Here is a 20,862-nt window from a genome sequence, read left to right on the forward strand (position 1 = left end):
CGCCCGCTCCCACAGGAACTGCACACCCCCTGAGGCCTGTGTAACTCCTGTGGGAGCGGGCAAGCCCGCGAAGAAGCCCACACCGCTCCCCCGCCGTCCCCGCCCCGCCCAACCCCGATCGAACAAACTATCCTTCTGATAGGTCAACCTTTAGGCGCGTCATCGCCGGCCCGTTAGCGCCGGATGACAGACCCGAAGACGATCCCGGAGGGATGCTGATCGTGCACATCGCCGACATCACCATGTTCTACGCCCCCGCCAGCGGCGGCGTACGTACCTATCTTGATGCCAAACACCACCGCCTCGACGCCATCCAGGGCGTCCGCCACAGCTTGCTGATACCCGGTGCCAGCGCCCAGCACGCCGATGGCATCTACCAGGTGCCCGCACCGCCGCTGCCGTTCGGCAATGGCTACCGCTTCCCGGTACGCCTGGCCCCCTGGTGCAATGTGCTGCGCAGGCTCAAGCCCGACCTGATCGAAGTCGGCGACCCCTACCTGACCGCCTGGGCTGCGCTGGAAGCGCGGCGCAAGCTCGATGTGCCGGTGATCGGCTTCTACCATTCCGACCTGCCGCTACTGGTCAGCAACCGCATGGGCAACTGGTTCACCCCCAATGTAGAGGCCTATGTCAGCAAGCTGTACGGCAATTTCGACCGGGTCCTGGCCCCCAGCCAGGTCATGGCCGACAAGTTGCGCCGCCTGGGGGTGCGCGATGTGCACGTGCAGCGCCTGGGCGTCGACCTGGCCACCTTCCACCCCAGCCAGCGCGACCCGCAACTGCGTGCCGAACTGGGCATTGCCGACACCAGTCGCCTGCTGATCTACGCCGGCCGTGGCTCGCGGGAAAAGAACCTGCCGGTGCTGCTCGAGTGCATGCAGCACCTGGGCCACCCCTACCACTTGTTGCTGGTGGGTTCGAACATGCCGGCCAACGTGCCGCAGAACGTCAGTGTCATCGATCACTTCTGCCCGGCTCCGGAAGTTGCCCGGCTGATGGCCAGCGCCGACCTGCTGGTGCACGCCGGCGACCAGGAAACCTTCGGCCTGGTCATTCTCGAAGCGATGGCCAGCGCCACGCCAGTGGTGGCCGTGCGCGCCGGTGCTTTCGGCGAAATCGTCAACGAACAGTGCGGGCGCCTGTGCCGCCCCAACGATAGCAAAGCCATGGCGACGGCCGTGCAGGAGGCGTTCGAGGCCGGCGTGCGCAAGCTCGGGGCTCAGGCCCGTCGCCATGCCGAGCAGCAGTATTCGTGGGACCACGTGGTCGCCGGCCTGCTGCAGCACTACCAGGCCGTGCTTGGCCACCAGCCGCAGGTCCGTGCCCATGGCTGAGCCACTGCCGCCAGCGCGCAGCCTGATGCTGGTGCTGCACGATGTCGCGCCCGAGACCTGGCCCGACTATCAACCCTTCGTCCAGGCCGTCGACGCCATCGGCGGCATCCCCATGACCTGGCTGGTGGTGCCGGACTTTCACCACCGCAACCCGCTGCAGCGCTCGCCCACCTTCTGCCGCTTGCTCGACCGGCGCCTGGCCCAGGGCGACGAGCTTGCCCTGCACGGCTTCTACCATGCCGACAACGGCCCGCCACCACGCACGCCAGGCGAATACTTCATGCGCCGCATCTATACCCATGAAGGCGAGTTCTACGCCCTGGACCAGCAGCAGGCCCTGCAACGTCTGGAGCACGGCCTGGCCCTGTTCGCCCAGCAGGGCTGGCCGGTGGCCGGCTTCGTCGCGCCTGCCTGGTTGATGAGCGAAGGCACCCGCCAGGCACTGCGCCGCCTGCCGCTGCGCTACACCAGCACGCCACAGCACTTGTACCGTTTACCAGACTTCACCGCGATCAAGGCCCCGGGGCTGGTCTGGAGTGCCCGCAGCGCCTGGCGTCGCGGCCTGTCACGGGTGCTGTGCGACTGGCAATGCCGGCGCTGGCGTGACGCCCAGACCCTGCGCCTGGGCCTGCACCCGGTGGACATGCGCCATCGCGCGTCCCGCGACTATTGGCTGAACACCTTGCACACGCTACTGGCACAGGGCCGCGAGCCCCTGACCAAGTCCACCTGGCTCGACCGCCAGGCCAACGCATGAACCGCCTGGCCTGGCTGGCCCTGGCACTGCTCGGTGCCGTGCTGGTGCCGGCCCTGCTCGGTGGCAGCGAGCTGCTACCGAGGCTGCAGCGCTTCGCCCCCAGCCTGATGCTGACCCTGCTGGGCATGATCCTGCTGTGCTGGGTCATCAACGCCATCCGCCTGCGCCTGTTGCTCGGCCAGCAAGGAACAAGGCTTGGGCACCTGCGCAGCCTGGGTGTGGTGATGGCTACCGAGTTCGCCATCTGTACCACCCCCGGCGGCAGCGGCGGCCCCTTGACCCTGATGGCCCTGCTGGCACGTGACCGGATTGGCCCGGCGCGCAGCGGCGCGGTGTTTGCCATGGATCAGCTGAACGACCTGGTGTTCTTTTTCTGCGCGATGCTGGCGATTGCCGGCTATGCACTGTTCCACAGCCTGGGCCGCAGCCAGGAAAGCATGTTGCTGGGCAGCGCGTTGCTGCTGTGCACGGCACTGGCCGGGGTGATCGGCCTGCTGCGCTATCGGCGCACGGTGATGCGCGTGAACGGCAGGTTGCTGCGCCGCCTGGGCATGAGCCGCCAGCGCAAGTGGCGCTGGGCGCGCAAGCTGCTGCGCTTCATCGACGCACTGGCGCAGACCTGGCGCCTGCCCAAGCGCACGCTGACCCTGGTGTTCACCCTGACCTGCGCCCACTGGGGCCTGCGCTACAGCGTGTTGTATCTGGTATTGAGGGGGTTGGGGGTAGACCTGGCGTGGATCCCCAGCTTTTTGGTGCAGATGCTCTCGCTCAGTGCCGGCCAGTTCAGCCTGCTGCCTGGCGGTGCCGGTGCCGCCGAGCTGACTTCGGCCAGCCTGCTGACGCCACTGGTGGGCAGTTCGACCGCGGCTGCGGCGATCCTGATATGGCGGGCGGTCACTTACTACTTTTATCTGCTGGCGGGTGGGCCGGTGTTTGTGTGCCTGCTGGCGCGCCCGCTGCTGGAGCGTTGGCGGCGTCAGGCGGGTTGAGCTGCTGCCAGAGTTCGGCGGCGCCGGGGAAATCGGTGCCATCGGTGTCGGCCAGGGCTTCGGGGTCATAGCGGGCCAGGCAGCCTTCACCGAGGGTGGGTGGGGGTGAGGCGGTGGGGTTATTGCGGGTCTTGGCCATTGCGTATGCCTCAGGATTGCCGGGGGCGCCTTGCGCCCCTTTCGCGACACAAGGCCGCTCCCACATGGAACGGGGTACACCTTACCCTTGTGGGAGCGGCCTTGCGTCGCGAAAGGGCTGCGCAGCAGCCCCAAGATCCCACCGACAACCCGACTCTGTCAGTCAAACACCACAGTCTTGTTGCCATGCACCAGCACCCGGTCTTCCAGGTGATAACGCAGGCCACGGGCCAGCACCATCTTCTCCACATCACGGCCAAAGCGGACCATGTCGTCAATGCTGTCGGCATGGCTGACACGCACCACGTCCTGCTCGATGATCGGGCCGGCGTCCAGCTCTTCGGTGACGTAGTGGCAAGTCGCGCCGATCAGCTTCACACCACGCAGGGCGGCCTGGTGATACGGCTTGGCGCCGACGAACGACGGCAGGAAGCTGTGGTGGATGTTGATCACCTTTTCAGCATAGTCCTGGCACAGTTGCGGCGGCAGGATCTGCATGTAGCGGGCCAGCACCACCACGTCGGCGGCGTGCTCCTGCACCAGGCGCGACACTTCGGCAAAGGCCGGGGCCTTGTCCTTGGGGTCGACCGGTACATGGAAGAACGGAATACCGTGCCACTCGACCATGCTGCGCAGGTCGTTGTGGTTGGAGATCACGCAAGGGATCTCGCAGTCCAGTTCATCGGTGTGCCAGCGGTGCAGCAGGTCGGCCAGGCAGTGCGACTCGCGGCTGGCCATCAGCACCACGCGCTTTTTCTGCGCCGAGTCGGTAATGCGCCAGGTCATGGAGAACTCTTCGGCGATCGGCGCAAACGCCTCGCGGAAGGCTTCGATACCGAATGGCAGCGATTCGGCGCGGATTTCATGGCGCATGAAGAACCAACCGCTCTGCTCATCGGAGTGGTGGCTGGCTTCGTTGATCCAGCCATTGTACAAGGCCAGGAAATTACTGACTTTCGCCACGATGCCAACACGGTCGGGGCAGGCGATCACCAGACGATAGGTGCGCATGAATGAGACTCCAGAACTTCGCAAAGGCGCTCATTCTAGCGGCCCGCCAGGAAAAACGCAGTATTGATCGCAGCGGCCGTGGCCTGTGTTCCTGACGAGATGCACTGCCGGCATTCTCTGACAGACATGACGAAATGCAGGGTTAATTGTAAATTTTTGTTCACGTAGAGAAATGGTTGTCACAGCTTAGTTAACAGTTAATTGCCCAACAATATGTTTACTTGCGAGTATTGCCTGTCTATTATTGCCCCACACATTTCTGAACACGCATTAAGGAACACTCCATGTCCCTGATCAACGAGTACCGCGCTACCGAAGAAGCCATCAAGGAACTTCAGGCCCGCCTGGCCAACCTGTCGCAGGATGACAAGCTGAAGAAAGAACTGGAGTTCGAAGGCAAACTGCGCACACTGATGGGCGAGTACTCCAAGTCGCTGCGCGACGTGATTGCCCTGCTCGACCCAGAGTCGAAACTGAGCAAGGCACCTCGTGGTGCGGTCAAGACTACCGCCACCAAGCGTGCACGCAAGGTCAAGCAATACAAGAACCCGCACAACAATGAAGTGATCGAAACCAAAGGCGGCAACCACAAGACCCTGAAAGAATGGAAAGCCAAGTGGGGTGGCGATGTGGTTGAAAGCTGGGCGACCCTGCTGGACTGATTGTCCGCACACGCCTGCTGCTTATCGCAACAAGAACGCCGGCATATTGCCGGCGTTTTTGTTTGTCCGCGTTTTGTGTCAGCGCTCAGCCAATTGCAAACTGTGCCTGCAATTGCCGGGCATGTACCTGCCACGCGTCCAGCACACGCCGCCCCACCTCGTCGGCGCCCTCCCAGGCCTGCTGCCGCGCCTGTTCGAAGTCGCCCAGCGTATTCGGCGCGCCCCAATGCGGGTCGCTCAGGCGCTGCTGGCAGAAGCTGAACCAGCGTTGCCGCTCTTCGCCGGTCAGGGTCTCGGGGAAGTTGCGCGCCCGATAGCGGAACAACAGTTCAGGCAGGCGCGGGTCATCGAACATCCACTGCCCACGGCCCAACTGCGCCGGTTCCAGTGCACGAACTTGCTCACATAAGCGGCGGTCACGGTCCCCCAGAAAACCGTCATACAACTGTTGTTCCGGGTCTTCACTCGGGGCGAAGTCTTCCTTGGCGTAGATGTGTTCCAGCTTGTCTTGCCATTGCGCCTGTTGCTTGGCCAATTCTTCGCCGCGCAATTGTAACAACGTCAAGTCCAGACCCAACCGTTGTTGATCGGCCGGACGCAATACCGAAAGTGGCGCCAGTACCGGGCAGCGATTGATCTGCACCAGTTTGAGCGGCACGGGTAATTCGCCTTCGGCCAGTTCTTCATGGCGGGTATACAAACGCTGGCGTAGAACTTCAGCACTTTCCCGTAGTAACGGTAGGGTTTCCTGATGCAGGTCGCACACAATCAGTGCATTGCGATTACGCGGGTGCCAGGCCAGTGGCAATACGACACCAAGGTAATTGCGTGCCGCCGAGAAGCGCCCGGATATATGCACCAGTGGCTGCAACAAACGGATCTGCTCCATCACTTTATGCTTGCTGCGCAACTGGAACAGCCAGTCATACAACTTGGGCTGTTTCTGCCGGATCAGGCGGGCCAGGGCGATGGTTGCCCGCACGTCGGAAAGCGCTTCGTGGGCATGCCCATGGTCGATGCCATTGGCCTTGCTCAGCAGCTCCAGGCGCAGGCTGGTGCGCCCGTCCTGCTGCGGCCACTCGATGCCGTCCGGGCGCAATGCATAGGCCGTGCGTACGATGTCGATCAGGTCCCAGCGGCTGTTGCCACCCTGCCACTCTCGGGCATAAGGGTCGAAAAAGTTGCGGTACAGGCTGTAGCGGGTCACTTCGTCGTCGAAGCGCAGGGTGTTGTAGCCGGCGCCACAGGTACCAGGGTGCGCCAGTTGTGCGTGCACCCGGGTCATGAACTCGGCTTCGCACAGGCCCTGCTCGGCCAGCAGTTGCGGGGTGATGCCGGTCACCAGGCAGGCGGCCGGGTGCGGCAGGATATCGTCGGAGGGCCGGCAATAAAGGCTGATCGGCTCGTCGATTTCGTTGAGGTCGAAGTCGGTGCGCACGCCGGCCACCTGCAGCGGCCGGTCGCAGCGCGGGTTGATGCCGGTGGTTTCGTAGTCGTGCCAGAAAATGCTGGAGGTCACGGGGTCGTCCTGTATCGAGGTCGACCCGATTCTAGCGCGATTCTGGCGCGACTCCAGCGAGCCTGGGCCCGAGGCTCAGGCAGAGGCGTTGGCGGGGCGGAAACTGAAATAGTCGCGCAACGAGCGGACGAATTCGTCGTACTCGCGGGGCGCCTGCAGCAGCATGAAGCCCGAATCGTAGTGCCCGGGCGTCTGGTCTTCACGGCACCACAGGCAGCTGGCGGTAAGGTTGACGAATTGATGCCCGCCACCAACCAGCGGCAGGCGTAATTGCAGATCGTAGTCGGGCCCGACCAGCACAGGTAGCTGGCTTATCAGCATCAGCCCGTCTTCGGAGGCGTTGCCCAGCTGGCCGATGGCCTGGCCGGTAATGCGGTTGAACACCTTGAGAACACAAGGCAGCTGATGGCGTTCGATGTGGCGCTTGTTGAACATGATCGCAAGTGCAGTCCGTATCCGATGCCAGGAATACGTGAAACTGGCGGTTGTTGTAACAGCTGAGTTACAGATTAGCGCAGCACGCGCGGCAAATCCCGTGAAATAAATCACACCTTGGTGTTAACGCCAAGGTGCGGCGCTCACCGGGTTTGCCACGGCGGCTTCGGCGCCGCGCAAATGGCCGAGTTTCTCCAGGGTCTGCAGGCGAGCCTGGGCGCGATAGGCGTATTCATTGCCCGGGTACTGCTGAATCAGGTACTGGTAGGTCTGCGCCGCATCCACGTACAAGGCCTGGCGCTCCAGGCACTGGCCGCGCAGCAGCGACACCTCGGGGTGGATGAACGGTCGCGCACGGCTGGTGCGGTCGACCTGCGACAGCTCGAGCATGACCCGTGCGCAATCGCCACGGTCGTAGGCGCGGTAGGCATTGTTCAGGTGGTGGTCCATGGACCAGCGGGTGCAGCCGACGGCGCTGGCCGCCAGGGCTAAAACGATCAGGGCTCGCATGGGGGTCTCCTTTGATGCCAGTGTATCGGCCTTTGCCGGCAAATCTTCACACCCTTTTGCAAGGATACCCTGCCCGTTCAAATGCCACCCTGCCTTGGTCGCAGGTAGTGCAACGGAACAATGACTACAGCGAGATTCAGGAGTAGCCTTTCGCTGCGCTTCACTATAGGAGTCTGTGCATGAGCATCCGCCGTACCAAAATCGTCGCCACCCTTGGCCCCGCCAGCAACTCGCCGGAAGTGATCGAACAGCTGATCCTCGCCGGCCTGGACGTGGCACGCCTGAACTTCTCCCACGGCACTCCGGACGAGCACAAGGCCCGCGCGCGCCTGATCCGTGACATCGCCGCCAAGAACGGCCGCCATGTTGCACTGCTGGGCGACCTGCAGGGTCCGAAGATCCGCATCGCCAAGTTCGCCAACAAGCGCATCGAATTGAAGATCGGTGACAAGTTCACCTTCTCCACCGCCCACCCGCTGACCGAAGGCAACCAGGACATCGTCGGTATCGACTACCCCGACCTGGTCAAGGACTGCGGCGTTGGTGACGAGTTGCTGCTCGACGATGGCCGCGTGGTGATGCGCGTCGAGACCGCCACCGCAGATGCCCTGCACTGCGTGGTGATCATCGGTGGCCCGCTGTCGGACCACAAAGGCATCAACCGTAAAGGTGGCGGCCTGACCGCACCGGCCCTGACCGAGAAAGACAAGGCCGACATCAAGCTGGCCGCGGAAATGGACCTGGACTACCTGGCCGTGTCCTTCCCGCGTGACGCCAGCGACATGGAATACGCACGCAAGCTGCGTGACGAAGCCGGCGGCAGCGCCTGGCTGGTGGCCAAGATCGAACGCGCCGAAGCGGTGGCCGACGACGAAACCCTCGACAAGCTGATCCTCGCCTCCGACGCCGTCATGGTCGCCCGTGGCGACCTGGGCGTGGAAATCGGCGACGCCGAGCTGATCGCCATCCAGAAGAAGATCATTCAGCACGCCCGCCGCAACAACAAGGCGGTGATCGTGGCGACCCAGATGATGGAGTCGATGATCCAGAACCCGATGCCGACCCGTGCCGAAGTGTCCGACGTGGCCAACGCCGTGCTGGACAACACCGACGCGGTGATGCTGTCGGCCGAGAGTGCCGCCGGTGCCTACCCGATCGAAGCCGTCCAGGCCATGGCCCGCATCTGCCTGGGTGCCGAAAAGCACCCGACCAGCCAGAAGTCCAGCCACCGCCTGCACACCACCTTCGAGCGCTGCGACGAGAGCATCGCGCTGGCGGCCATGTACACCGCCAACCACTTCCCGGGCGTGAAGGCGATCATCGCCCTGACCGAGAGTGGCTACACCCCGTTGATCATGTCGCGCCTGCGTTCGCACGTGCCGATCTTCGCCCTGTCGCCGCACCGCGCTACCCAGGCCCGTGCCAACATGTTCCGCGGCGTGTACCCGATCGCCTTCGACCCGGCCTCGCTGCCGGCCGACAAGGTGAGCCAGGCAGCGGTCGACGAACTGCTCAAGCGTGGCCTGGTGGAGCAAGGTGACTGGGTAATCCTGACCAAGGGTGACAGCTACCACACCATCGGTGGCACCAATGGCATGAAGATCCTGCATGTCGGTGATCCGCTGGTCGGTTGATCTGCTTCAGAGGGGGCCGCTCTGCGGCCCAATCGCCGGCAAGCCAGCTCCCACAGGTACCGCGCAGGCCCAGGTCTGATGCAATCCTGTGGGAGCTGGCTTGCCGGCGATGAGGCCAGCCCAGGCTACACAAATGCCTCAGGCATGCTCGACAAACACATCGGCAAAGACCTGCCCCCGCGGCACCCCGGCAATGAACAGCCGCCGGGCAAACCGCTCGACACTCCCCGGCGCCCCGCACACCAGCGCCACCGTCTGCCGCGATGACGGCCGCAACCCGGCCAACGCCTCATCCAGCTGCTCTGCCAGTACCAACTCGACATTCACATCCGCCATCTCCCGCAACGGCTCGGCCAGATAATGCCCAACGCCCGCGCGCGCCACATGCATGACCCTGATTTCCCCTTGGTGCCCCTGCCGCAGAGCCTCGCGCAAGATGCCCCACAACGGCGCCAGCCCGGTCCCCGCCGCCAGCAACCACAGCGGCCGCTGCTGCCAGTCCGGGTCGTAATGCAAGGCCCCACCCCTTAGCTCGCCCAGGCGCAGCACATCACCCAGCTGCAAGCCACGGGCCTTGTCACAAAAGGCGCCGGGGCGCTGGCAGTCGATATGAAACTCGAGGAAATCATCTTCGCCCGGCAGGCTGGCCAAGGAGTAAGGCCGCGCCACCGCGCCATTCCACAGCACCACATGCTGCCCCGCCTGGTAACGCATTGCCCGTTCGGGCCGCAGCCGCACGCGCAGCACATCGCCGAACCAGTCCAGGGCACAGACCTGCGCAGGCACGCCATCCTGCTGCGGGTCGAACAGCGCCACGCGCAGGTCCTCGACTACCCGGCACTGGCAGGCCAGGCGCCAGCCCTGGGCGTGCTTGTCCTGCGCCAGGGCCTCGGGCATGGCATCCAGCGGTTGCCCGCCCAGGCAGTGCACCAGGCAGGCATGGCAACTGCCGGCGCGGCAACTGTAGGGCACGTTCAGCCCGGCCTCGTTCAAGGCATCGAGCAGGTTGCTGCCGGTCGGCACCGCCCAGCGGCGCTCGCCCACGCAAAGTTCGGGCATTTTCAGCTATCTCTTCCAGCTCTTGAGTTTCTGGGGCCGCTTTGCGGCCCTTCGCCGGCAAGCCAGCTCCCACAGGTAATGTGCAGGCTTCAGGCCTGGTGCAATCCTGTGGGAGCTGGCTTGCCGGCGAAGGGGCTGCAGGGCAGCCCCCTCAAAGCATCCTATCTCTACAACAAGTCAGCAAGAACAATGCCTGCCAGCTGCCGACCATGGTCCCAGACCGGCCGCAGGTGTGCCCGGCACGGATGCGCGCTATACTGCCGCGCCTTTTTCCGTCGGCCTGACCTGCCGGCGCCTTGCAAGGCGCTTCGACACGCTGGTCGGCACCGTCGAGCGCCGTAATGAATGTTCCCGTCTTTAAGAGGAGCGCGCTGCATGACCGTGATCAAGCAAGACGACCTGATTCAGAGCGTCGCCGACGCCCTGCAATTCATCTCGTACTACCACCCCGTCGATTTCATCCAGGCCATGCACGAGGCCTATCTGCGTGAAGAGTCGCCTGCTGCGCGCGATTCCATCGCCCAGATCCTGATCAACTCGCGCATGTGCGCCACCGGCCATCGCCCGATCTGCCAGGATACCGGTATCGTCACCGTGTTCGTGCGCGTGGGCATGGACGTGCGCTGGGACGGCGCCACCCTGAGCGTCGACGACATGATCAACGAAGGTGTGCGTCGCGCCTACAACCTGCCTGAAAACGTCCTGCGCGCTTCGATCCTGGCCGACCCGGCCGGTGCCCGCAAGAACACCAAGGACAACACCCCGGCAGTGATCCACTACTCCATCGTCCCCGGCGACAAGGTCGAGGTCGATGTCGCAGCCAAGGGCGGCGGCTCGGAGAACAAGTCGAAGATGGCCATGCTCAACCCGTCCGACTCGATCGTCGACTGGGTACTGAAGACCGTCCCGACCATGGGCGCTGGCTGGTGCCCGCCTGGCATGCTCGGCATCGGCATCGGCGGTACCGCCGAGAAGGCCGCCGTGATGGCCAAGGAAGTGTTGATGGAGTCCATCGACATCCACGAACTGAAAGCCCGTGGCCCGCAGAACCGCCTGGAAGAAATCCGCCTGGAGCTGTTCGAGAAGGTCAACCAGCTGGGCATTGGCGCCCAGGGCCTGGGTGGCCTGACCACCGTGCTCGACGTCAAGATCATGGACTACCCGACTCACGCCGCTTCGCTGCCGGTGTGCATGATCCCCAACTGCGCCGCCACCCGCCACGCCCACTTCGTGCTCGATGGCTCCGGCCCGGCCGAACTGGAAGCGCCGTCGCTGGACGCCTACCCGGAAATCGTCTGGGAAGCCGGCCCGAGCGCCCGTCGCGTCAACCTCGACGCCATCACCCCGGAAGAAGTCGCCAGCTGGAAGCCGGGCGAGACCATCCTGCTCAACGGCAAGATGCTGACCGGCCGCGATGCCGCGCACAAGCGCATGGTCGAAATGCTCAACCGTGGCGAAGAGCTGCCGGTGGACCTGAAAGGCCGCTTCATCTACTACGTCGGCCCGGTCGACCCGGTCGGTGACGAAGTGGTAGGCCCAGCCGGCCCGACCACCGCCACCCGCATGGACAAGTTCACCCGCCAGATCCTCGAGCAGACCGGCCTGCTGGGCATGATCGGCAAGTCCGAGCGCGGCCCTGCCGCCATCGAAGCGATCAAGGACAACAAGGCCGTGTACCTGATGGCCGTCGGCGGCGCTGCCTACCTGGTGGCCCAGGCCATCCGCAAGTCGAAGGTCCTGGCCTTCGCCGAGCTGGGCATGGAAGCGATCTACGAGTTCGAGGTCAAGGACATGCCGGTGACCGTCGCCGTGGACAGCAACGGTGAGTCGGTACACATCACTGGCCCTGCCCTGTGGCAGAGCAAGATTGCCCAGAGCCTGGCAGTCGAAGTGAAGTAAGCCTGATGTAACAGTGTCGCCTTCTTCGCGGGTAAACCCGCTCCCACAGGGACAGCGCAAGCCTGGGGCTACGCGCTACCTGTGGGAGCGGGTTCACCCGCGAAGAGGCCGCCCCTGTTCTACACAATTCTTTCGAACTGCTCCGGCCAGTCCCTTCGGGTAAACACCTGCCCTTCCCGCCTCACCCGCCGTACTTCCTCAAGGTCCACCTCACAGACCAGCCACTGACTGGTTGCAGGGCTCGATTCTTCACTCAAGGCCACCACCCCATCCCCCGGCATCCCATGATCCGGCGGCACGAACAGCCCTGCCCGGCCGATATTCTCGTCCAGCGCCGGCGACCAGGGCGCCCGCCCGACCGTAGGGCTCTGCAACACCGCAATCTGGTTCTCCAGCGCCCGCGCCTGGGCACCGATACGCACCCGGTGGTAACCCGCCTCGGTGTCGGTACAGCTCGGGGCGAGGATCAGGTCGGCACCACCCTCGGCCAGACGCCGTGCCAGCATCGGGAATTCGTTGTCGTAGCAGATCAGGATGCCCAGGCGCCCCAGTTCGGTGTCGAACACCTGCAACCCCTGGCCTGCGGCTATATCCCATTGCTCCCGTTCGAAACGGGTCATCATCAGCTTGTCCTGATAACCCAGTACACCCTTGGGGCCGAACAGCCAGGCACGGTTGCGGTAGCGCCCATCGCGGTCCAGCACCGGTAAGCTACCCGGTTGCAGGTAGATTCCCCAGCGCCGGGCAAGTCTCTCGCACAAGGCCTTCCAGGGCTCGATCAGCGGCTGGATACCGGCGATGGAGGCCTTCAGGTCACCCCGCTGCTCGGCACTCAGCTGCCCGCTGAGCACCAGCCCGGCGTACTCCGGCAACAGCAGCAGGTGGGCCCCCGCCTCCACCGCTTCGGCACACAGGCCTTGCAGGTGGTCGGCGTAGGCCTCCCAGGTTTCATGCAGCTCGATGGCGTACTGGCAGGCCGCCAGACGGATCATATCGGCAGTTCCTTGAGCCAGAACGACATCAGCTTGTCGGAGCTTTCCTGCTCGTCCAGGTCGCGCCAGGCGTAGCTGGTGCGCAGCGACGGGTCGTGCAGGAAGCCGCGGTTACGCCAGAAGCCATGCAATGGCTTGTAGTCCGCTGGCCGCCGTGGATGCACGCCTGGCCGCTCGACCGCACAGAACGCGCAGTAGTCGAACTCGGCCAGCTTGTGGGCGTAGGACTCGCGCTCGATGAAAAAGCGCACCCCCAGGCCCTGGCCACGGTACTCGGGCAGTACCACCGATTCACCGAAGTAGTACACGCTGGCCGGGTCGCGCCCCTGGGCCAGGAACGGCTGCTGGAACTCGGGGGCGACATCCACCAGCGGCAGGCCGGTAGAGGCGCCAACGACCTTGCCGTCGTCCAGTGCCAGCACCACCAGGCTGCGCCCGGAGCGGGCATAGGTGGCCAGGTAGTCGGCCTCGTACTCCGGGGTGCCGTCGTAAAGGTAGGGAAACTCGCGGAACACGGTAAGGCGCAGGCGAGCGAGGTCATCGATGTAAGGCGCGATAGCGGCGCCGTGCAACAGGCGTATTTCCATGCTTGGCGGTCGTTTTGTCGATGTGGATGACGCGCTCGGCTAAGCCGGGCTTGAGGGGAAACCCTATCATCCGGAGCAACGACCCGCCTTTTCCCTCCACGACAGGTATTGTTCCATGACCGCTACCGAACTGGTAAATGCTTACTACGCCGCCTTCAATGCTGGCGACATGCCGGCCTTTCTCGCCCTGCTCAGCGAGGATGTGATCCACGACATCAATCAGGGCGAGCGGCAGATGGGCAAGGCCCGGTTTGCAGCGTTCATGGACAAGATGAACCGCTGCTACCGCGAGCGTCTGGCCGATATCGTGGTGATGCAGAACGCCGACGGCAGCCGCGCGGCGGCGGAGTTCACCGTGCATGGGGAATATCTGGCCGATGACGAAGGGTTGCCGGCGGCCAACGGGCAGACCTATGTACTGCCGGCGGGGGCGTTCTTCTATATCCATTGCGGGAAGATTGCCCGGGTGACCAACTACTACAACCTCAAAGACTGGGTTGAGCAGGTGGCCTGATTAGAGTGTATTGCCTGTACTGGCCTCTTCGCGGGCACGCCCGCTCCCACAGGGATCCCACACGACTTGAGAGCAGTGAGGTACATGTGGGAGCGGGCATGCCCGCGAAGAGGCCCTGTCAGGCAATATGGGTACCAAGCACCTTGAGGAATGCCGCCAACCACGCCGGATGCGCAGGCCATGCCGGTGCCGTCACCAGGTTGCCGTCCACATGCGCCTGGTCCACCGCGATATCGATGAATGTCCCGCCCGCCAAGCGCACTTCCGGGGCGCACGCTGGGTACGCACTGCATTCGCGCCCTTCCAGCACGCCGGCCGCCGCCAGCAACTGGGCACCATGGCATACCGCCGCGATCGGCTTGCCGGCCTGGTTGAATGCGCGCACCAGCTCTAGGACCTTTTCATTCAGGCGCAGGTACTCCGGTGCACGTCCACCCGGGATCAGCAACGCGTCGTAACCCTCGGCACGCACCCGCACGAAATCGTAGTTCAGGGCAAAGTTGTGCCCCGGCTTTTCGCTGTAGGTCTGTTCGCCCTCGAAATCATGAATCGCGGTACGCACGGTCTGCCCCGCGACCTTTTCCGGGCATACCGCATGCACCGTGTGCCCGACCATGCTCAGCGCCTGGAACGGCACCATGACTTCGTAATCTTCGACGTAGTCGCCGACCAACATGAGAATTTTCTTCGCCGTCATCGCACCCACTCCTTCGATTGCCTTGAGACAGTCACTGCACGATAGCCGGTCTCAGTCGCGACGGTCGAGCAAGTTGACCACCAACCGGTCCAGCCAACCCCACAACCGCTGCTTCACCCGGCGCCACAGCGGCCGGGCATTCCAGTGGCCCAGGTCGACCACCTCGCTCAAGGCGAAATCACGCTCGAAACTGGCCTGCACGGCAGCCGTCAGCGGCGGGTCGAGTGCCTCGATATTGGCCTCGAGGTTGAAGCGCAGGTTCCAGTGATCGAAGTTGCATGAGCCGATACTGACCCAGTCGTCGATCAGCACCATCTTCAGGTGCAGGAAACACGGCTGGTACTCATAGATGCGCACCCCGGCGCGCAGCAGACGCGGGTAATAGCGGTGCCCGGCGTAACGTACCGAGGGGTGATCGGTGCGCGGCCCGGTCAGCAGCAGCCGCACATCGACCCCCTTGCCGGCAGCCCGGCGCAGCGACCGGCGCACGCTCCAGGTCGGCAGGAAGTAAGGCGTGGCCAGCCAAACTCGCTGCTTGCCGCTGTTGATCGCCCGCACCAGCGAATGCAGGATGTCCTGGTGCTGGCGGGCGTCGGCATAGGCCACCCGGCCCATGCCCTGCCCCTGCGCAGGCACCTTGGGCAGGCGCGGCAGGCCAAAGCCCTCGGCGGGGCGCCAGGCGGTGCGACGGTTGTTGGCGTGCCACTGGCGGTCAAACAGCAACTGCCAGTCGCTTACCACCGGCCCCTGCATCTGCACCATCACCTCGTGCCATTCACTGGTCGCCTCGCCCGGTGTCCAGAACTCGTCGGTGACGCCCGTGCCGCCCACCACTGCCCAGCGCTCGTCCACCAGCAGCAACTTGCGGTGATCGCGGTACAGGTTGCGCAGGCCACGCTTCCAGCGCAGGCGGTTGTACCAGCGCAGGTACACACCTGCGTCCAGCAGGCGCTGACGCAACTGGCTGTTGAAAGCCAGCGAGCCATAGTCGTCGAACAGGCAGCGCACCCGCACGCCACGTCGGGCAGCCTGCTCCAGCGCTTCGACCACCGCATCCGCGCAGTCACCGGCCTCGACCAGGTACAGCTCCAGGTCGACCTGGAACTCGGCACGCATGATCGCCAGGAGCATGCGCGGAAAAAACTCGGGGCCGTCGATCAGCAGTTCGAACTGGTTGCCATCCCGCCAGGGAAAGACCGGCCCCGGCATGTCAGCGGGCGGTGAAGATCAGCACCGCGCTAACCGGCACCGACGGGTTGATGGACTTGAGCCCGGCGAGCTTGCGCAGGCGTTGCAGCCCCGGCAGCAGGCCGAAATCCTCTGCACGCAGCACCAGGGGCTCAAGGGTCACCACCTGGAAGCGCCGCTCGTCCAGGCGGGTGGCCAGCAGCAAGGCGTTGTAGCTGTGGGACTGGCCATGCAGGGTCACGGTCAATGGCAGGCGCAGTTCGATCTGGGCACCGTTGGCCAGGTCGTTGATCGGCCGCAGGTCCAGTTGCGCCTGCACCTTGGCTTCGGCAAAGCGCTCGACCTCGAACAGGTCCTCGCGCATGCGCTCATCACGCAGCGGAATACCGCTGCTCACCGAGTCCATCTCGATGCTCAACCCGGCCATACCCTTGCGGTCGACCGTGCCATGCAGTACCAGAAAGCGGTGCACTTCGGCGGTGTTACCGTTCTTGCCGGTAATGAACGAAAGGCGCGAAGACTCGCCATCGAGGTGCCAGTTGGCATGGGCGGGCAGGCAAAAAGCCAGCAACAAGGCGGGCAGCAGGCGGGGCAGCTTGAACATGACAGATCTCGTGAAACCAGGCCGCCAACCTTACCCGCCCGCCTTCACGGCAGCAAGCGGCAGCCCTCGCGCGGGCCTTGCCAGGCGGCCTGGTTGCGTCGGCCCAGGCCTTCGGCGGTGACCTGCCGCTGTTGGCTGTCTTCCTCCAGCAGGCTCAGCGGCAGCCATTGCTTCACGTAGCCTTGGCAATACGCCGGCTCGAACCCCATGACGAAGCGGCACGAGCAATATTCCTTGGCCGAGTAGGCCGAAAGGATACCGGGGAAGTCCGCCAAGGCCTGGCGCTCGTGCCAGGCCCAGTACACCAGCCCCAGCAACACCACCAGCAGCACCCGCTTCATGCCCCCTCCCCGGCCAGCGCCGCGAGTATCCGCTTGAGCAGTTCGTCGTGCTGGTAGCTGCCGTCGCGGTCATCGGCGTAACGCACGATCACCAGCTTTTGCGCGGGCAGCACGTACAGCGCCTGGCCCCAGTGGCCAAGGGCTGCGTAGGTGTCTGCGGGTGCACTCGGCCAAGGCCGTGCAGCGCCGGCCAGCGGCTGGTTGAGCCACCAGTGGCCACCGGGGTTGGCCTCGCCGGGCAGCGCTTGGGCCGCGGCAAACGGCGTGCGGTTGAAAGCCACCCAGGGCTTGGGCAGCAATTGCCGATCCTGCCAGCGCCCGTCGCGCTGCATCAGCAGGCCGATGCGCGCCAGGTCGCGAGCGCTGAGGTACAGGTAGGACGAACCCACGTAGGTACCTGAGCGGTCACGCTCCCATACCGCGCTGTCGATCCCCAACGGGGTGAACAGTGCATGCCAGGGGTAGTCGGCGTACTGACCGGCATCGAGCATGCCGCGCAACGCGGCGGCCAGCAGGTTGCTGTCGCCACTGGAATAGAGAAACCGCTGGCCCGGGCTGACCACCGCTTCCCGCGCCGCCGTATAGGCCGCCATGTCCTCACGGCCACGGGTATACAGCATGGCCACCACCGAGGACTTGAGCGGGGCGTACTCGTAGTCTTCCTGCCAGTCCAGGCCGCTGGCCCAATGCAGCAGATCGGCCATGCGCACGCCGGGATGGGCGTGCATGGCCGGGTAGAAGCGGGTGACCGGGTCCTGCAGCTGGAAGCGGCCTTCGCCCTGGGCTACGCCCAATAGCGTGGCGAGTACGCTCTTGCTGATCGACCAGGTCAGGTGGGCGGTGACGGCGGTGCTGGGGGCGGCGTAGCGTTCGTGGAGGATGCGGCCGTCGCGGATGATCAGCAGGGCATCGGTGCGGATGCCGCTGCGTTCGGGGGTGGTGTGTGCGGGGAAGGCGTAGGCGTCGACGGCTTGCCAGTCGAGGGGGGCAGGCTCGTCATGCCAGTCAGGGTCAGGCCAGACCTCAGCCTTGGCAGGGACCATGGCCATGCAAAAAAACAGTAGCAGACCTTTCAGCATCCCAGTACAGGCTCGCGTTTTTGGGGCTGCCTTGCAGCCCTTCGCGGGCCCGCCCGCTCCCACAGGGATCGCACCATTCATGGGGTAGGCGACATACCTGTGGGAGCGGGCAAGCCCGCGAAGGGCCGCAAAGCGGCCCCAGGATTCATCGGATCACACAAACCTATCAGACATTCATGACAATCCCGCAGCAGCCCAAGCCTTGTTCAGCCGCTTCTCCCGCGCCGCCGCCGCCAGCGCCATCACCCCCTGGTCACGCTGCCAGATCTGCGCCCACTGCGCCGGCCCCGCCGCCAACGCAGCATCGATCTCCCCTCGCAGCGCCTGGAACTGTGCAAACAATCCCCCCAGCAACAAATGGCAGCCAACGCTATCGGCGCACTGCCGGCTACCTTCGGCACACCCGGCCAGCAGCCCAAGCAACTGCAGGCGCAGGGCCTGCGGCCAGGCGCACTCCTGCCCCACGCCATACAGCCAGGCCGTCAACGCCGTAAGCACATACAAGTCCTCCAGCGAACGGAACGGCTTCACATAGGCATCCCAACCATCACCGGCCAGCAACTCGCACGCCGCCTGCTCCAGCACCAGTCGCCCATGGCCCACCTCCGGCATCAGCGGCAGGGTCGGCAGCGCTTCCAGCGTCACACCTGGCTCCCCGGGGTAGACCACCGCCAGGTTCAACTGCGGCGCCGCGCCCGTCGCCTCGCAGCGCGCCGCCACCAGCAGCCATTCCGCCTCCAGGCCGGCAGTGACGAAGTCCTTGCTGCCGGTCAGCCGCAAGCCGTCCAGGCGCGTGCGCATGTCCGCCGGCCGCACGCTGCGCCGCTCGGTGGCGCACAGGGCACCGAGGCTGGGTGGAGCACTGGGCCACAGCACGCGCAAGGCGGCCTGGTAGCCGACCAGGAAGGCCAGGCCCGGGGTGGCCATCGCGCGCCCGCCGCGCACCGCCAGTTCGAACGGGGCAACCGGGCCAAGGCGCTCGAGCAGCGCGGCATAGGTTTCGCCCAGGGTGCCCGCCAGCGCTTGGCGAAGCGGGTCGTTGAGTCGTTGCAACCAGGCCATCGGTCGGCTCCTTGCTGAAGGGCTTTCAGTTGAGGCTCAGGGGGTGTCACGCAAGCATCACCAAAGATTCACAGGGGTGACACCCCATCTACCTAGGCTGACTTTGCACAACAAAGCCGACCGGCCGCAACCCTTCATGGCTGGCTTATGGAGACTCGTAATGACTCGGATCGCTCACGCTGGCGACAACAGCACCGAACGCCGTCTGCAAGCCGAACGCCTGGTTGGCGCCGCGGCCCTGCAGGAAGCCCAGGCCCTGCGCTACAAAGTGTTCAGCGCCGAATTCAAGGCCAAGCTCAAAGGAGCCGAGCAAGGCCTGGACATGGACGACTACGACGTGCACTGCCGCCACATTGGCGTACGCGACCTGAGCACCGGCGAGCTGGTTGCCACCACCCGCCTGCTCGACCATCAGGCCGCCAGCAGCCTGGGCCGCTTCTATAGCGAAGAAGAATTCAGCCTGCACGGCCTGTTGCAGCTGCAGGGCCCGATCCTGGAACTGGGCCGCACCTGCGTAGCCCCCGATTACCGCAACGGCGGCACCATCGCCGTGCTCTGGGGCGAACTGGCCGAAGTGCTCAACGAAGGCCGCTACAGCTACCTGATGGGCTGCGCCAGCATCCCCATGCAGGATGGCGGGGTGCAGGCCCACGCGGTGATGCAGCGCCTGCGTGACCGCTACCTGTGCACCGAGCACCTGCGCGCCGAGCCGAAGAACCCGTTGCCCAACCTGGCCCTGCCGAACAACGTCATCGCCGAAATGCCACCGCTGCTCAAGGCGTACATGCGCCTGGGCGCGAAGATCTGCGGCGAGCCGTGCTGGGACGAAGACTTCCAGGTGGCCGACGTGTTCATCCTGCTCAAGCGCGACGAACTGTGCCCTCGCTACGCCCGCCACTTCAAGGCAGCGGTCTGATGCCGAAGCTGCGGGTAATGGCCCGCCTGACTCGACTGCTGCTGGTACTGCTGCTGGGCATGCTGATGGCCAGCGTGATCGCCCTGGGCGAACGCCTGGGGTTCAAGGCGCCCATCGAGCGCCGCCAGCGCTGGACCTGCCTGTTCATGAAGCGCCTGGTCGCGGCCCTGCCCTTCGATGTGCGGGTGGTCGGCGAGCTGCCGCAGCGGCCGATGCTGTGGGTCAGCAACCACGTGTCCTGGACCGATATCCCCCTGCTCGGCATGCTGCTGCCGCTGTCGTTCCTGTCCAAGGCCGAAGTGCGCCACTGGCCGGTGGCCGGCTGGCTGGCGGAAAAGGCCGGCACCCTGTTCATCCGCCGTGGCGGGGGCGACAGCCAGCGCCTGCGTGAACAGATCGCCGGGCAGCTGGGCCTTGCCCGGCCGCTGCTGATCTTCCCGGAAGGCACCACCACCAGCGGCCGTACCCTGCGCACCTTCCATGGTCGCCTGCTGGCAGGCGCCATCGACCGTGGCGTGGCGGTGCAGCCGGTCGCTATCCAGTACCTGCGCGATGGCCAGATCGACCCGATTGCACCGTTCATTGGTGACGATGACCTGGTGTCGCACCTGATGCGCCTGTTTGCCCTGCCGCGGGGCGAGGTATGCATTCACCTGCTGCAGCCGATCGGCAGCGTGGGCAAGGAGCGAGCGGTGCTGGCGTTGCAGGCGCAGCAGGCGATTCACCTGGCGTTGTTCGGGGTTGAAGAAGTTGAGCTGGCGTCACGGCGGCAGGCGCGGGCTGCCTGAGTTTTATGCACTGCCTGTTCTGGCCCCTTCGCGGGTGAACCCGCTCCCACAGGGACCGCACTCATCCTGAATTCTGTGGTGTACCTGTGGGGAGCCACAGGGACCGCACTCATCCTGAGTTCTGTGGTGTACCTGTGGGGAGCCACA

At 64.8% G+C, this 20,862-nt stretch carries 22 protein-coding genes; 9 read left to right on the forward strand and 13 right to left on the reverse strand.

The genetic code is table 11. The annotated features are described in order from the left end of the window. Positions 1–212: 212 nt before the first annotated feature. From ABX298_RS05390 to ABX298_RS05400, 3 genes are read left to right on the forward strand one after another with little or no spacing between them, the layout of a single operon-like run. Positions 213–1,334, forward strand: a complete 1,122-nt coding sequence (locus ABX298_RS05390) for a glycosyltransferase family 1 protein (protein ID WP_025340498.1) — start codon at positions 213–215, stop codon at positions 1,332–1,334. Next, the gene (locus ABX298_RS05395) at positions 1,327–2,091 is read left to right on the forward strand and encodes a DUF2334 domain-containing protein (RefSeq protein ID WP_367394163.1); all 765 of its coding nucleotides are present in this window, start codon (positions 1,327–1,329) and stop codon (positions 2,089–2,091) included. Before ABX298_RS05390 ends, ABX298_RS05395 begins: the two co-directional genes overlap by 8 nt. Beyond that, on the forward strand, positions 2,088–3,080 hold the full coding sequence (locus ABX298_RS05400) for a lysylphosphatidylglycerol synthase transmembrane domain-containing protein (protein WP_075046226.1): 993 nt from the start codon (positions 2,088–2,090) through the stop codon (positions 3,078–3,080). Before ABX298_RS05395 ends, ABX298_RS05400 begins: the two co-directional genes overlap by 4 nt. 297 nt (positions 3,081–3,377) lie before the next feature. On the opposite strand, the gene purU is transcribed toward ABX298_RS05400, so the two are convergent. Next, positions 3,378–4,229, reverse strand: a complete 852-nt coding sequence (purU, locus tag ABX298_RS05405) for a formyltetrahydrofolate deformylase (protein WP_023662871.1) — start codon at positions 4,227–4,229, stop codon at positions 3,378–3,380. Between the two features lie 284 nt (positions 4,230–4,513). Here purU and mvaT point away from each other — a divergent pair, with 284 nt between their 5' ends. Next, the gene (gene mvaT / locus ABX298_RS05410; RefSeq protein WP_003259590.1) at positions 4,514–4,891 is read left to right on the forward strand and encodes a histone-like nucleoid-structuring protein MvaT; all 378 of its coding nucleotides are present in this window, start codon (positions 4,514–4,516) and stop codon (positions 4,889–4,891) included. Positions 4,892–4,976: 85 nt separating this feature from the next. On the opposite strand, the gene sbcB is transcribed toward mvaT, so the two are convergent. The 3 genes from sbcB to ABX298_RS05425 all read right to left on the reverse strand — a co-directional run bounded on the left by sbcB (position 4,977) and on the right by ABX298_RS05425 (position 7,355). After that, the gene (gene sbcB / locus ABX298_RS05415; protein WP_286100521.1) at positions 4,977–6,410 is read right to left on the reverse strand and encodes an exodeoxyribonuclease I; all 1,434 of its coding nucleotides are present in this window, start codon (positions 6,408–6,410) and stop codon (positions 4,977–4,979) included. Between the two features lie 75 nt (positions 6,411–6,485). Continuing rightward, complete coding sequence (locus ABX298_RS05420) at positions 6,486–6,845, reverse strand: PilZ domain-containing protein (RefSeq protein WP_025340502.1); 360 nt, start codon at positions 6,843–6,845, stop codon at positions 6,486–6,488. Positions 6,846–6,968: 123 nt separating this feature from the next. Next, positions 6,969–7,355: a hypothetical protein gene (locus ABX298_RS05425; RefSeq protein ID WP_084785259.1), complete on the reverse strand. Its 387-nt coding sequence runs from the start codon at positions 7,353–7,355 to the stop codon at positions 6,969–6,971. 179 nt (positions 7,356–7,534) lie between these two features. On the opposite strand from ABX298_RS05425, the gene pyk reads away from it, so the two are divergent. Then, positions 7,535–8,989, forward strand: coding sequence for a pyruvate kinase (gene pyk / locus ABX298_RS05430; RefSeq protein ID WP_013974057.1), 1,455 nt, complete (start codon positions 7,535–7,537; stop codon positions 8,987–8,989). Between the two features lie 138 nt (positions 8,990–9,127). On the opposite strand, the gene ABX298_RS05435 is transcribed toward pyk, so the two are convergent. Then, positions 9,128–10,048 (reverse strand): iron-sulfur-binding ferredoxin reductase, encoded by a 921-nt coding sequence (locus ABX298_RS05435; protein WP_367394164.1) that lies wholly within the window; start codon positions 10,046–10,048, stop codon positions 9,128–9,130. Between the two features lie 375 nt (positions 10,049–10,423). Here ABX298_RS05435 and ABX298_RS05440 point away from each other — a divergent pair, with 375 nt between their 5' ends. Continuing rightward, a complete protein-coding gene (locus tag ABX298_RS05440) occupies positions 10,424–11,947 on the forward strand; it encodes a fumarate hydratase (RefSeq protein WP_025340505.1) in 1,524 nt (507 codons plus the stop codon). Between the two features lie 119 nt (positions 11,948–12,066). Here ABX298_RS05440 and ABX298_RS05445 read toward each other — a convergent pair whose 3' ends face one another. Continuing rightward, complete coding sequence (locus ABX298_RS05445; RefSeq protein ID WP_367394165.1) at positions 12,067–12,939, reverse strand: carbon-nitrogen hydrolase family protein; 873 nt, start codon at positions 12,937–12,939, stop codon at positions 12,067–12,069. Further along, entirely contained in the window at positions 12,936–13,526 is a 591-nt protein-coding gene (locus ABX298_RS05450; protein WP_013974061.1) for a GNAT family N-acetyltransferase, read from the reverse strand. Before ABX298_RS05450 ends, ABX298_RS05445 begins: the two co-directional genes overlap by 4 nt. Before the next feature lie 115 nt (positions 13,527–13,641). Between ABX298_RS05450 and ABX298_RS05455 the strand changes: the two genes are divergently transcribed. Beyond that, on the forward strand, positions 13,642–14,040 hold the full coding sequence (locus tag ABX298_RS05455) for a nuclear transport factor 2 family protein (protein ID WP_367394166.1): 399 nt from the start codon (positions 13,642–13,644) through the stop codon (positions 14,038–14,040). 118 nt (positions 14,041–14,158) lie between these two features. Here the strand turns inward: ABX298_RS05455 and ABX298_RS05460 are convergent, their stop codons facing one another. The 6 genes from ABX298_RS05460 to ABX298_RS05485 form a co-directional block, all read right to left on the reverse strand. After that, a complete protein-coding gene (locus ABX298_RS05460) occupies positions 14,159–14,737 on the reverse strand; it encodes a DJ-1/PfpI family protein (protein WP_084785260.1) in 579 nt (192 codons plus the stop codon). 51 nt (positions 14,738–14,788) lie between these two features. After that, positions 14,789–15,946: a phosphatidylserine/phosphatidylglycerophosphate/cardiolipin synthase family protein gene (locus ABX298_RS05465; protein ID WP_025340509.1), complete on the reverse strand. Its 1,158-nt coding sequence runs from the start codon at positions 15,944–15,946 to the stop codon at positions 14,789–14,791. A 1-nt stretch (position 15,947) separates the two neighbouring features. Beyond that, positions 15,948–16,529, reverse strand: coding sequence for a YceI family protein (locus ABX298_RS05470; protein ID WP_075046234.1), 582 nt, complete (start codon positions 16,527–16,529; stop codon positions 15,948–15,950). 44 nt (positions 16,530–16,573) lie between these two features. After that, a complete protein-coding gene (locus ABX298_RS05475) occupies positions 16,574–16,870 on the reverse strand; it encodes a hypothetical protein (protein WP_025340511.1) in 297 nt (98 codons plus the stop codon). Continuing rightward, a complete protein-coding gene (locus tag ABX298_RS05480) occupies positions 16,867–17,949 on the reverse strand; it encodes a serine hydrolase domain-containing protein (protein WP_367394167.1) in 1,083 nt (360 codons plus the stop codon). The genes ABX298_RS05475 and ABX298_RS05480 overlap by 4 nt, the downstream gene beginning before the upstream one ends. A 174-nt stretch (positions 17,950–18,123) precedes the next feature. Beyond that, a complete protein-coding gene (locus ABX298_RS05485) occupies positions 18,124–19,011 on the reverse strand; it encodes an acyl-CoA dehydrogenase (RefSeq protein ID WP_075046236.1) in 888 nt (295 codons plus the stop codon). A 160-nt stretch (positions 19,012–19,171) separates the two neighbouring features. On the opposite strand from ABX298_RS05485, the gene olsB reads away from it, so the two are divergent. Next, on the forward strand, positions 19,172–19,927 hold the full coding sequence (gene olsB, locus ABX298_RS05490) for an L-ornithine N(alpha)-acyltransferase (protein WP_015271672.1): 756 nt from the start codon (positions 19,172–19,174) through the stop codon (positions 19,925–19,927). After that, positions 19,927–20,715 carry a lysophospholipid acyltransferase family protein gene (locus tag ABX298_RS05495; RefSeq protein ID WP_075046238.1) on the forward strand — a complete coding sequence of 263 codons (789 nt, stop codon included), beginning with the start codon at positions 19,927–19,929 and terminating at the stop codon, positions 20,713–20,715. The genes olsB and ABX298_RS05495 overlap by 1 nt, the downstream gene beginning before the upstream one ends. Positions 20,716–20,862 lie beyond the last annotated feature (147 nt).

Source organism: Pseudomonas sp. X4 (assembly GCF_040784925.1).
GTDB classification, from domain to species: domain Bacteria; phylum Pseudomonadota; class Gammaproteobacteria; order Pseudomonadales; family Pseudomonadaceae; genus Aquipseudomonas; species Aquipseudomonas putida_Z.